At 62.1% G+C, this 12,144-nt stretch carries 7 protein-coding genes and 1 tRNA gene; 4 read left to right on the top strand and 4 right to left on the bottom strand.

Features of this window, described 5'->3' with window-relative positions; all coding sequences use genetic code 11:
- Positions 1-34: 34 nt before the first annotated feature.
- Positions 35-1,399 carry a DUF1343 domain-containing protein gene (locus IPM12_08235; protein ID MBK9147790.1) on the bottom strand — a complete coding sequence of 455 codons (1,365 nt, stop codon included), beginning with the start codon at positions 1,397-1,399 and terminating at the stop codon, positions 35-37.
- Here IPM12_08235 and IPM12_08230 point away from each other — a divergent pair.
- Positions 1,338-2,858 (top strand): ABC transporter permease, encoded by a 1,521-nt coding sequence (locus IPM12_08230; GenBank protein MBK9147789.1) that lies wholly within the window; start codon positions 1,338-1,340, stop codon positions 2,856-2,858. The genes IPM12_08235 and IPM12_08230 overlap by 62 nt on opposite strands.
- A 344-nt stretch (positions 2,859-3,202) precedes the next feature.
- On the opposite strand, the gene IPM12_08225 is transcribed toward IPM12_08230, so the two are convergent.
- The 3 genes from IPM12_08225 to IPM12_08215 all read right to left on the bottom strand — a co-directional run bounded on the left by IPM12_08225 (position 3,203) and on the right by IPM12_08215 (position 9,651).
- Positions 3,203-3,274: transfer RNA gene (locus tag IPM12_08225), tRNA-Glu, on the bottom strand.
- 117 nt (positions 3,275-3,391) lie between these two features.
- Positions 3,392-8,566 (bottom strand): hypothetical protein, encoded by a 5,175-nt coding sequence (locus tag IPM12_08220; protein ID MBK9147788.1) that lies wholly within the window; start codon positions 8,564-8,566, stop codon positions 3,392-3,394.
- The gene (locus IPM12_08215) at positions 8,563-9,651 is read right to left on the bottom strand and encodes a PorV/PorQ family protein (GenBank protein MBK9147787.1); all 1,089 of its coding nucleotides are present in this window, start codon (positions 9,649-9,651) and stop codon (positions 8,563-8,565) included. Before IPM12_08215 ends, IPM12_08220 begins: the two co-directional genes overlap by 4 nt.
- Before the next feature lie 98 nt (positions 9,652-9,749).
- Here IPM12_08215 and IPM12_08210 point away from each other — a divergent pair, with 98 nt between their 5' ends.
- The 3 genes from IPM12_08210 (at position 9,750) to IPM12_08200 (ending at position 12,143) form a co-directional block, all read left to right on the top strand.
- Complete coding sequence (locus tag IPM12_08210) at positions 9,750-10,553, top strand: CDP-alcohol phosphatidyltransferase family protein (protein MBK9147786.1); 804 nt, start codon at positions 9,750-9,752, stop codon at positions 10,551-10,553.
- A gap of 69 nt (positions 10,554-10,622) precedes the next feature.
- Positions 10,623-10,883 (top strand): phosphoribosylformylglycinamidine synthase subunit PurS, encoded by a 261-nt coding sequence (gene purS, locus IPM12_08205; protein MBK9147785.1) that lies wholly within the window; start codon positions 10,623-10,625, stop codon positions 10,881-10,883.
- A gap of 99 nt (positions 10,884-10,982) precedes the next feature.
- Positions 10,983-12,143 (top strand): hypothetical protein, encoded by a 1,161-nt coding sequence (locus IPM12_08200; GenBank protein MBK9147784.1) that lies wholly within the window; start codon positions 10,983-10,985, stop codon positions 12,141-12,143.
- Position 12,144 lies beyond the last annotated feature (1 nt).

Below are 12,144 nucleotides of genomic sequence, written 5' to 3'. Positions count from 1 at the left end.
AAGCCCCGGTCAGTGATGGCCGGGGCTTCGTACATCAAGGCTGGATATCCTGGTAAAGCAGATACTTAGACCGGATCTTCATGAAGCGTTCCAGGTCCTGCTGCCATGACGCCCGAATCACCTCTTCACTCTCACCCCGTTGGATTCGCTCGCGCAGATCCTTGCTCCCGGCGAGCTTGTCGAAGAAAGGCGTGAAGAAGCTGGCCTTCTCGGGTGCTTCGGCGTAGAACCCGATCAGCCATTGCAGGTTGATACGGCGCTCCATGCGGCTCTGGAAGCCACCGTAGGCCTCGAGGTCGAGTCCCGTGCATGTACGGCCATTATGCGGCGGTTCCTTCGCCCCGGGCATCGGGCGCGGCGTGAACTGATGGCTTCCTAAAGGATTGCCCGGATATCCGATCCACTGGAACGGCTTCTCCGTGCCGCGCCCCACGCTGACAATAGTGCCTTCGAATAAGCAGAGTGACGGATACAGGTACACGGAAGCCATGGTCGGCAGGTTCGGAGATGGGTGCAAGTCAAGCCTGGGGAACTGGCCGTGCTCGTAGCCTTCGCACGGGATCACGGTCAGGTCGCAGCGCATGCCGGTGGGCAACCAGCCTTCGCCGTTGATCATGCGCGCGTACTCGCCGATGGTCATGCCATGCACGATCGGCACCGGGTGCATGCCCACGAACGATCGGTAAGCGGTATCGAGAACGGGTCCATCGACATAGAAACCGTTCGGATTCGGCCGGTCGAGCACGATCACTTTCTTCTGGTGCGCCAAGGCCGCCTCCATCACGAAGTGCAACGTGCTGATGTAGGTATAGTAGCGCGCGCCCACGTCCTGGATATCGAAGATCAGCACATCCACATCGGCGAGCTGCTGCGCATTGGGCTTCTTGTCCTTGCCGTAGAGCGAGACGATGGGCAGGCCGGTCCGCGGATCCCGTTGGTCCTTCACGTGCTCACCCGCATCGGCATCACCGCGGAAACCATGCTCTGGCGCGAACACCTTCGTGATGCCCACCTTCCGCGCCAGCAAGGAATCAACCAGATGAGCGTTCCCGATGCGACCGGTGTGGTTGGTGACAACGGCCACGCGCTGGCCGGTGAGCAACGGCAAGTAAGCATCGGTTCGCTCCGCACCGGTCCTGATCACTGGATCACCTTTCGCGACAAGCTTCCTCGCCTGAGCACTTGCGCCAGCACACAGGAACAGCAGCACAAGGGCGAGCGTGGGTCCCAGGTCTATCTTCGGCCGCACCGCCATCATCTTGTCCTTCGCGCATTTCATCGCCCGGCGCATCGTGCGCGGCAGCTCATCCGGCGCTAAGAGCTTCTCACGGCCGATTGTGGCCATCGCCATCGGCGGCATCGTGGTGGGCATGGCGGTCATGATCCTTACAGTGGGCATCACGCGCGGCTTCCAGCGCGAGGTGCGGGCGAAAGTAACGGGGGCCTCGGCGCACCTGCAGATCGCAGCCATCGGACAGACCGATCCGAAGGAGACCCTGCGCATTCCCATTGAGCAATCGTTCTATCCATGGCTCGATACCGTTCCCGGGATCGCGCATATCCAAGTGTATGCCACCCGGCCCGGCATCATCGAGACGGATAACGACATCGAGGGCGTTGTCCTCAAGGGCATCGGGGCCGATTACGACACGCGGTTCCTGCATGGCCACTTGATCGAAGGCGAGCTGCCCGCGATCAACGACAGCACACGCCCCATCGACCTGCTGCTCGCGAAGCACCACGCCGACCGCCTTCGCATCGGCACCCAGGACACCATCACCACCTACCTGGTGCGCGGCCGCGACGATATCCGCCCCCGGAAATTCCGGGTCTGCGGCATCTATCAGACCGGCCTGGAGCAGATCGACCACAATCTCGTCTTCGTGGACATCGGCCACTTGCAGCGCTTCGCACAATGGGGCCTGAAGGCGGAGATCAGCGTGGGCGAATTGGAATCGGGCCGGTATGTGACGCTCGAGGGCCACGCCTTCGGAGGTGATCGGCTCTACGAATACGCGTGGCCGGGCACGGAGCTGAAAGGACCAGGGCCGCATCGCGTGCAGCTCTACGAGCGCCATGTGCCCAACTTCCCGCATGCGCCGCTGGGCAGAGCCCCGCGCGACACGAGCTTCACGCTCATCGTAAGTGATGCCGACCGCACCATCCCAGATACGGCCACGGTACGCATCTCCCCTGACCGGATCATGCCGCATATCAGCAGCCTGGGCACCGATCTGGAGGTGAACAGAATCCGTGTCGAGCGCAGCGGAAGCGGTGGCAGCTACCACAAGTATTGCGGTGGGTTCGAGGTGGTGCTCGACCGCTTCGAGGACCTGCAGCGGTTCGATGACCTGGTATATACCGCTTACCTGCCCAGCAATCTTCGATCGCTCAGCGTGCGTGACCGCTTCCCGGAGATCTTCGCCTGGCTGGAGCTGCTCGACAAGAATGTGGTGGTGATCATCGTGCTCATGGTGATCGTGGCCATCATCAACATGACCAGCGCACTGCTGATCATCATCCTCGAACGCACGCCCATGATCGGCACCTTGAAGGCCCTGGGCGCTTCGAACGGTGCCATCCGCAGGATCTTCCTGGCCAATGCAGCCTATATCCTCGGAGCAGGTATCGTGCTCGGCGACCTGCTGGGTATCGGCCTCGCCTTGGTGCAGCAACGATTCGCGTTCGTGAAGCTGCCCGTTGAGACGTATTACATGGACCGCGTGGTGGTTGACCTCGAATTGCTCCCCATCGTTGCGCTCAACGTGGGCACGTTGGTCGTGTGCGTCCTTGCCCTCATCGGGCCCAGCATGCTGGTCACGCGGATCGCGCCGGCCAAGGCGATCCGGTTCGCTTGAGCAATGGTGGCCGCACGGGCGGTCGTACAACCTGTACGCTTCCACTTTCACCGGTCGGCAGGCTGTGGGATGATTCCGCTTATTACTGTCGTGCAAGTGTCCCGGCAGCTCGTCCGGTCTGGGTCATGGGCGAGCCGTTGCCTTTGCAATTGGGGCTCCCATGCGCGGCACCTGGACACCGTAGTCCGAATCTGAAGCGATGCGCGAACCAGCGAATTGCCCTTGCCTGTGCTGAGTGGGGCCGCGGGGCCCTGCGCTACGCAGGAACCGACGCCCGAACCGGCAACCTGGAAAAGCCAATCGCCGGAGACCCTTGCTATTGCTGAGGTTCCGGCGATCCGGTGTAGCCCGTAGGGGAATCGAACCCCTGTTTCATCCGTGAAAGGGACGCGTCCTAACCCCTAGACGAACGGGCCATGAAATCAAAATCCCCCGAGGGGCCGCAAATGTATGCAGCCGATTGGAACTGCAATACCCGGACCTCCGACTGCCTCAGGACGCCTCGGACCCGAGCATGCCGATCGGCGCCGTGGTCAGCGCAGCAGGTACATCTTGCCGAAGCCTTTGGTGAAGTACTGTGAGGCCTGGGTCTCGCGCACCTCGATCTCCTCCCCATTGAGGCGTGCCATCACGCGATAGAGATAAACGCCGCGCGCCAGCCGGTCGCCGAACTGGTCGGTTCCGTCCCACGCGAATTCGGTGATGTTGCGCCCCACGTACATCGGGCCGATCTCCGCAGCGCTCACTTCGCGCACCACCTTGCCGGTGATGGTCATGATCTGGATCTTCATCTGCGTGGGCGGCTGCTGGCCAGTCACGGTGAAGACGAAGCGCGTGCTGGTGGTGAAGGGGTTCGGGTAATTGAGCACCTCAGTGATGGTGGGCCGGTTGATCACCTCGAAGTTCACCTGGTAGTCGTTGTCACCGCTGCGGTTGCCCGAAAGGTCATTGGCGAACACGGTGAGGTTGTACTTGCCATCGAGGCTGAAGACGGGCCGGTAATCGATTCGCGCGATGTTCTCGGGGCCATTGGCCGGGGTGAAGCGCATGATCTCGTTGCCTGCGCCATCGCGGAATCGGACCTGCTCCTGGCTGCCATCGGGCCGGGTGAGGAAGACCTTGAAGTTCACCGTGTCCCCGGGCGATTCAAGGAGCCGGATGATGTTCTCGTCGTCGAGGGTGATGCGAATCTCCGGGCGTGCGGAGACGATGTCACCATTGAGGATGTGCCGCCCGTCAAAGGTGATGTCGAGGATCGGGTTCTCCACGTCCTGCTCCACCTCGAAGCGCCAATACGCGATGTTGTTGAAGTGGTACTGCTCGGCTTGGTGCGGGCGCCCGGAGCTGCTGGTGAGCGGATTCGCCTCCACGACCAGGGTGTTCCATCCGCCCATTTCCAAGGTGCTGAACCGCATGGTATCAACCACCCAGGTCCCGGAAGGAAGAGGCGGGTTCACGCGGCTGTGCACCAGGCGACGGTTGTTCGCAGCATCCACCACCCAGCCTTCGATCAGCAGGCTGTCCATGCCGAATGCGCTGATGTTCTGCACGGCGACAGCAGCTCCCGCGAGCTGCCCTTCGGCGTAGCCTTCCAGATCGCTGTACAGGCCCAGCGGAGGATGGATCGCGCATTCGGGCACCGGATCGCAGAGCAGTTGCCAGCGCTCCAGCTGCGCGGGCACGGCATCGCTTGCATTGCTGTCGTGGAATGTGCCGCGCAGGCGAAGGACCGGGTATTGCTGCGCATCGATCACGGAACCCAGGTCCGGCAGCTCATCCAACGGGCTTTCGAGGTCGAGCAAGGGCACGCCAACGTTGCTGCCTGGCGGGAACCCAATCACCTTGATGCGCGTGCTGTCGGTGGATGAGGCCGGCACCTCATTCCAATATAGCCCATGCCAGCTCGCAGCAGGGCCCGCATCCATGGTAGTGATGTTGCCTTGCGCGAAGGCGGTCTGCACGGCAATGCTGAACACGAGCTCTTCCGTGAGCGATGTGGCGATGGTGTCGCGGAAGGTGCTGGGATCGCCCTTGCGGAAGTAGCAGATGTAAGGCACGCTGTCCTGCAAGGCATCGAAGGAGGGCAGGCCGGCTGTTTCTAGCACGCCCTCGAGTCCCGGCCCATTCTGGATGGTGCCGTACTTATCGAGGTGCCGCCAGGTGTAGATGAGCACGTGGTGGCCATCCGGGATGACTGCGCTGAGCATGTTCTGCATGCCGGCGAGCTGCTGGGCTTCGTTGGCATGGAAGACGAAGAAGGCCTCCGGCCTGTTGCGGCATGCCCCATTGTTGTTGAAGTTGCCGAACTGGTTCTGCTCGTTGTACACCTGGCCGGTGGTACCATTCACCCAGTATGTGTTCCAAGGCTCCATGGTGGCCGGATCCAACACAGCCACATGCCACGCCGCCGGTCCGATGCAGCCCCCATAATCAACCGCTGATAGCTCCAGGCCCCAGCCTGTTCCGGGGCTCGGCTGATTGCCCACCACGCTCGCCCGGATGGTGCGAACGCTTTCCTCGAAGTCGAAGTCGCGCTGCGGACGATCGTAATGGATCCCGGCGTAGGTGTTGTTCTTGAACTGGAAATAATGCGCCTGGCCCCAGCCCCAGCGATCCGGGATGTACTGGAAGGAACGCTCGTACCAATTGTATTGGCCCGTGCCTGTGGCACTGCTGTCCAGGCTGCAGCGCCAATAGAACACCGTGCTGTCCTGCAGGCCGTTGATGCTGAAGATCGAAGGCGGGTCCCACGAGACCACCCCACCCGGTGCCTGCAGCGATGCGCTCTGCATGATGGGACTATTGTACAGGTCGGTGGTATCGACCTGAAACACGTAAGTCCGCAGCGGTGCGAAGGGATCCCCGGTGCTCGCCTTGAGGGTCATCTGCGGATCCGGCACGATCGCGTAGTCGTAGGGCCACACGGGGACCAGATCGCCGCTGCTGATGAAGACCGAAATGGCGGTTTGGTTATTCGCGTCATCGATCAGCTCAGGCACCAGGTTCGGCTCCAGGTCCACGCGTACGGCAAGCTGGTTGGGACCCTGGCCGCCGGCGAAGCCCAGCACCGGCAAGCGGAACACAGCCGTATCTCGCAGGTACACATTCGTGAGGGTCTGATAGTGCTGCGAGACACCGCCATTGCTGCGCGTGCGCGTGAGCTCCACGCTGATTGAGTTCTGGAGCGCCCGCCCCTGGTTCTCCACGATCACATGCACCGTGAAGCTGTCGAGGTCGGCCGTGATGGTGGCAGGCTCGACCAGGATCCTATTCGGGGCAACGGTGTAATCAGGCAGCTTGTGCTGATTGAGCGTGAGCGTGGGATCGCCCTGCAAGGCGAAGTTCTGCGCGTTCCACCTGGTCAGATTGATGTTCCACAGCTGCTGCGAGGTGAGGCCCGCGTGCTTCATGTGCTCGCCTATGGTCCCGCCCTGGTTCAAGCGCGAAAGGCTCTCGTACCAAGGATTCGCATAGGACATGAGCAAGTTGGTGTAGCCTTGCTCGGAAGCCGCCAGGAACGCGATGGGACCCGCATTGGGCGTCAGCACCCATTTCTCGCTGGCGCTGGGCACGCCGTTATCGTGGATGTACCCGATGTAGCACGAATTGCCGAACACCATCGGGTGCTTGCCTGCCCATTGGTAGTTCTGCGGCTCATCGATCGTGATGTCGAAGCTGGCGCTATAGGCATGCGCGAGGAAGGTGAGCAAGGAAGTGCCCTTGTCCGGATCCTCGATGAAGCTGCGCACACTGTCGGCGCTGGCCTGGCTGATCACCGCCGAGCTCTGTTTCCTGAAGGGCACCACGTTGGCCCCCATGAGCGAGTCTGCCGCGATCGCGCCCAGGAACGCGAGGCTGTTCGCGTGGCTGCTGATCTCGCCGGGCGTGAATCCTCCGGCGAAGTGGAGCACGTTCTTCTGCCAGATGGCCACAGGCTGCTGCTCGGTGGCCTGCACCTTGGCCAGATAGCTCAGCACATCGGTGTTGCTGGTGGCGCTCAAGCGGCCAACGGGGATGTCCATGCGGCGCGGCTCGAAGAGCAGGCCCGTGGTGAAGGCCTGGTCGCTGCTGGGGTAACCGTAGCTCGGCACTAGGCAGCGCGCGTAATTGGTGCCCACATTCGGGCGGATGCTGGGTCGCTGGGTGGTGCTGAATCCGTTCCAGGTGTTGATTGATTTCCCGATCAGGAAGAGCGCGCGCGGCTGGGTGCTCCACGCATTGAGCAGGTGCTTGCAGAAGGCGCGGATGCTGTACGCGTGCTTGGGCACGCCGCCTCCGTACTGATCGTACAGCTCATCCACGTCGGCCACCAAGGAGTTGTAGGGATTGCGCACACTGCTCTGCCGGTAGCCCGCATAGGCCATGGCCCCGCCCATCAGGCTGCCGTGCGTAACGATCAGCATCGCGCTGTCCACCTCGAGCGCGGCGAAATCAGTGAAGAAGCCATTGGTGCCCACCGGGCGCAGCGCTGTCACCGGCTGGATGCTCTCCTGCGCGAACACACGGACCTTGGTATCAGCGGCGCCCGGCGCGCGGGGGAAGAGGCTGCGCCACGTGGAGCCATTCAAGGCCGGCATCACGCGCCGCACGCTGTCGCCGTGCGCGTAAACCACCGGTGTGCCAGTGAACGAGCTGAAGTCGATCCGCATCAAGGGATCGCTGATGGAGGGCGCCTCGAAGAGCACGGGACCCGGACCGCCGACGCTGAAGGTGCGCGCGTAGCGGATGCGCGCGTTGCTCACCACCTGCCAGTCGAGGTAGCTCGGATTGGATGCGCCGATCTGGTTCTGCGAGCCATCGGTCAGGTCGTGCGGAGCATGGAAGGTGATCGTTGTGCTGGGCCCGAGGAAGCTCGCCGGCATGTTGAAGGTGCCGCGCATGGTCCGCGATCCATTGTACACCGTATCAGCGCCCACGATGCTCCCCCCCGGACCATAGCGCCATTGGGTGTGGTGGTTGATGAAGATGCCGTTGCCTTCATTGTTCTGCGAGCCCACGGTGCCCACCACCTCGGCATCGGGGGCATCCGTGCCTTGGTAGGGCGAAGGAGTCGCCACCGTGACCGGCTGCGTGTCATTCACGCCCGGCGCTGTCACGAATAAGGGAAGGCCGCCGAATCCTTCGGCCTCGAGCATGTCACTGAGGCTGGTGCCGATCCCTTGCAGCTGCAGCTCATGGATCGTCAGTCCGATCCAGTAGAAGAGGTTGAAGGTCTGCACCGCCGTGTTCCATCCCCAGGCTTGGGGCGCGTGCGCATCGTAATCGCTGTTCGCGTAGGGCCTGATGTGGTTGGCCGGCCCCGAATCGTCCCAGGTGAGGTAATAGCGCAGCGTGTCGTTGTAAAGGCTGTAGTAGGGGTTCGGGTTAGCCGCGGGGTATGGGTACATCCGCTTGTCCACCTCGCCATCGGCCTTCTCGGCGAAGAACTCGATGTAGTCGCCGCTGTTGAGCACGCCATCGGCCTCGCCATGCACATAGATCGGCACCAACTGCTCCTTGCCGAAGAGCATCAGGTTCCGGGCATCCACCGAGCCGATGGGGAATCCGCTCTGGGCCAGGGTGGCCGAATCGATGCGATACACGCCATCGGCCCAGATGTCAAAGCGCCAATACCTCCTCCCATAGTCGATCCATTCGTTGCCATGCTGCTGCGCAAAGGAGGCAGACAGATTGAGCAGGATGACCGCAAGGAGCAGGCTTCTTCTCATGACGATGGCCGCTTGAACAGATCGAAGCGCAGTGAGAACACGTTGCTGAGCAGGCCCACGCTCTCATCGATGTTGGTGAGCGCGTAATCGATGGAGACGCTCTTGATCTTCAGGCCCACACCGAGGTTCGGCTGCAAGGTGAGCTTCTCCTTCTCGTTGATGTCGCGCACCTTCTGGAAACCGCCCACGCCCAGGCGCACGAAGACCACGCCTGCGTAACCGAGCTCGAGGCCCACGCGCGGATCGGTGCTGATGGCCTTGCTCCTGATCAGCGTGTTGCGCTTGCCATCGAAGGTATTCTCCAGGTCGATGGCCGCCACCAGGCCGAACTTGGGACCGAAGTTGAATTGGCGGGCGCCGCCCAGCACGAGCCGTGGCACCGTCACTTCCACGCTGTTCACGGGCAATTCATTGCCTGTCTGCGTGAACACGTCGATGGTGCGCTCGTCGAGCGTGTAGCTCCAGGCGTTGAAGGTGCCGGTGACATCGCGCAGCACGGCGCTAAGGCGCCAGGCGTCCTTCTCGTAGCGCGCCGCGGCATCAAGTCCGAAGCCCCAGGCCTTGCCGAACTGGCCCACGCGCCGGTAGATCACCTTAGCGTTGCCGCCTAGGCGCAATCCCGTGATCCGCGTCTTGCGCGCATAACTCAGGATGAAAGCGTGATCGGCGCTGCTGAAGGTGGTGATGCGGTTGTAGTCGATGTTGCCGCTGGGGTCGATCAGGTCGATGGTGTTGGGGATGTTGTCGATGCCGAAGCGGATGAAGCTGAAGCCGATGGCGCTCACCGAATCGATGGGCTTGGCAAGGCCGATGTAGTCGTACTTGGCGATGCCAGCGAAATACTCGCTGTGCATGGCGCCCACCTGCAGGTCGCCGCGCACGCCCAAGAGGCCGGCCGGGTTCCAATAGCCGCTGGTCACATCGTTCACCGCGCTCACATAGGCGCTGCCCATGCCCAAGGCGCGGGCGCCCACGCCGACTGCGAGGAACTCGTTGCTGTACTTGGGCGCATCGGTCTGCGCTTGTGCGCCAACGATTGCTCCGGCCATGGCCAAGGTCAGTATCGCGCTGCGCATCCCCTTCATCTTCACGGTGTTCATTCGGCTTGGTATTGACGCAGCCTCCAACGGGAGGTGGCCCGGATCATTGCCCCGAAATTATCCTTCCTTCGGCCTCGATTGACATGCGGCTTCCGAGACTGCCCGATCTGCTCACCACGGCGAACCTATCCTGCGGGGTCGCCAGCATCCTCTTGGCCTCTCAAGGACAGCTAACAGCCGCGTGTTGGCTGGTGTTCGCGGGTGCAGCCTTCGATGTGCTCGATGGCTGGGCGGCGCGGGCGCTGGGCGGCGGAAGCGAACTGGGTAAACAACTGGATAGCCTGGCGGACATGGTCACTTTCGGGGTGGCGCCGGCGTTCATCTCGGCAATTGTCCCATGGAAGGCGTTGCAATTCGCGATAGACGCGCATCGTGATTTCGGGCCGCCTTCTGTGAGACCCGGAGATCTTTTCGGAGAACCGATCTGGGCTACCGCATCGTGTGCCATGGTGATCGCTATCGCCTCGATGTGGCGCTTGGCCAAGTTCAACGCCGACACTCGCCAAACCACAGGATTCCTCGGGCTGGCCACCCCGGCAAATGCCTTGCTGTGGGCCTCCTTCGGCAGCATCTCCTGGGGAATTGGCGTTCGATACGGCCCCGGTGCGAATGAACTGCAAAGCCATGTCGGCGCATTCATGGCTGACCCGCTGCAAAAGCTCATCATGGCCACCGCCTTGGCTGGTCTGATGCTCTCCTCCATCCCCCTCCCCTCCCTCAAGTTCAAGCACTTCAAATGGAAGGGCAACGAGGTCATCTACATGCTCTTGGGCATCGGCGCGGTGCTGGTGCTGCTGTATGGCATCCTCGCCGTTCCTTTGATCCTGATCGTTTACCTGCTCAGCCCGCTTTGGGGCAGGCTCTTCCCAAGACCCACAGAAAACTAGCCACAGAGTCGCAAAGACGCAGAGCCAGCCCAGTGCATTCTCAGCGCCTCTGCGGCTAACCACCCCACCATGAAGAAGTACCGCGCCTCCATCGATGTAATGCCCCACGACAACCTGCTCGACCCGCAAGGCAAGGCCGTTTCCGGCGCCATGGGCAACCTGGGCCTGCCCGAGATCACAGGCGTGCGCATCGGCAAGCACATCACGCTGCACGTTGAAGCCGCCGATAAGAAAACCGCCGAGGCCAAGGTGGACGAGGCGTGCAAGAAGCTCTTGGCAAACCAGATCATGGAGCGCTTCAGTTTCCAAGTCGAAGAGGTTGGGGATTGAAGGTTGACCGAGGTTGAGGTTGAGCAACCTGCAAGCCTTAACAGACGGTCGTGGACCGTGCGTCCCGGAGTGCACCGGGAGCAGCAACCACCAACCTTAATGAAGCGCAGCCTCCTCCTCGGCCTAGCCTTCACGGCGCTCGCTCTAGCGCTGCATTTCGCGCCCATCTGGGAGAATATGCTGAATCGGGGCGCCGAGACCTGGGATGAGCAGCCCGCACCCAGCGACTACATCGAGTCCGTGATCGCCGCGCACAGCGATGGCAGTGATCCCGCATTCGTGCGCAGACCTTGGACGACGATCAGCATCGGAGCGCTCTCCGCCATCGGCCTCACGCCGAAACAAGCCTTCATCGCCGTTGGATCGATCGGCTTCTTCATCGCGGGTGTGCTCGTGTTCCGCATTGCGTTGCAGCTCGGCGCGGATAAGCGAATCGCATTGTGGTCGCAGGCGCTCTTCCATGTGTCGCCTACCGTGCTCATGGCGTGGTTCGACCCGCTCTACACCTACGATGAGCCGATCCAGTATGCGCTGCTGCTGGCGGCAATATTGCTGCTCCTTCAGCAGCGATGGCTGCTCTTCGTGCCAGTGCTGTTCACCGCGCTCATGGCCCGTGAGACGTCCTTGCTCCTGCTGCCGGCCCTCATCCTGGTCGCCCCGCGCCGCCGGCTAGCCCTCCTCGCTACGCTGGTGGCAACAGCGGTGTTCGCAGCCTGGCTGGCGGTGGCTCCGCATGGCACCTCCGCGGCTGAGCTAAGTGCTGATCTCGACCGACGCACCGAATACCTCGCCGTCAATTTCAGTGCAGGGCGCATCGGCGAGACCGTCGGCTTCATGGTGCTCGTACTCGCGCTGCCGCTGTTCCTATTGATCCGGCAACGGATCGCTGTGCCGCATGCTTGGTTCCGCGGATTCTTCGTGGTGCTCGCGCTCAATGTCCCGCTCGTGCTGGTTGGCGGCTATGCGCGTGAGGCACGGCTCTTCGCGTTGCCGCTGATCCTTGCGTGGCCATGGATCGGCATCGCGCTTCATTCCGAAATGGATCGGTGCGGCGGATGGACCGGCCTATTGGGCGCCTTCCGATCGCCGGGAAAGGCCGTCGCGCTCATCGGCATCACGATCATCGTTACGCTATGCGCATACCGCTACTTCATCCTCACGGCAAACTGGCAGCAGGACAACCTCTTCCACGAATACTTGATCGCACAGCTCGCCTTCATTACCGCGTGCGCGATCGCATCGCGGCGGCGCGTGGCCTAGA

The organism is Flavobacteriales bacterium, assembly GCA_016716605.1.
Taxonomy (GTDB): Bacteria; Bacteroidota; Bacteroidia; order Flavobacteriales_F; family PHOS-HE28; genus PHOS-HE28.
The sequence above is the reverse complement of the archived record's forward strand: the minus strand, read 5'-3'. Positions and strand labels throughout refer to the sequence as shown.

Bases quoted from the DNA above. Each gene is read 5' to 3' on its own strand.
- IPM12_08235 (MBK9147790.1), bottom strand. From the start codon at position 1,399: ATGCCCACTGTAAGGATCATGACCGCCATGCCCACCACGATGCCGCCG.
- IPM12_08220 (MBK9147788.1), bottom strand. From the start codon at position 8,566: ATGAGAAGAAGCCTGCTCCTTGCGGTCATCCTGCTCAATCTGTCTGCC.
- IPM12_08215 (MBK9147787.1), bottom strand. From the start codon at position 9,651: ATGAAGGGGATGCGCAGCGCGATACTGACCTTGGCCATGGCCGGAGCA.
- IPM12_08210 (MBK9147786.1), top strand. From the start codon at position 9,750: ATGCGGCTTCCGAGACTGCCCGATCTGCTCACCACGGCGAACCTATCC.
- purS (MBK9147785.1), top strand. From the start codon at position 10,623: ATGAAGAAGTACCGCGCCTCCATCGATGTAATGCCCCACGACAACCTG.
- IPM12_08200 (MBK9147784.1), top strand. From the start codon at position 10,983: ATGAAGCGCAGCCTCCTCCTCGGCCTAGCCTTCACGGCGCTCGCTCTA.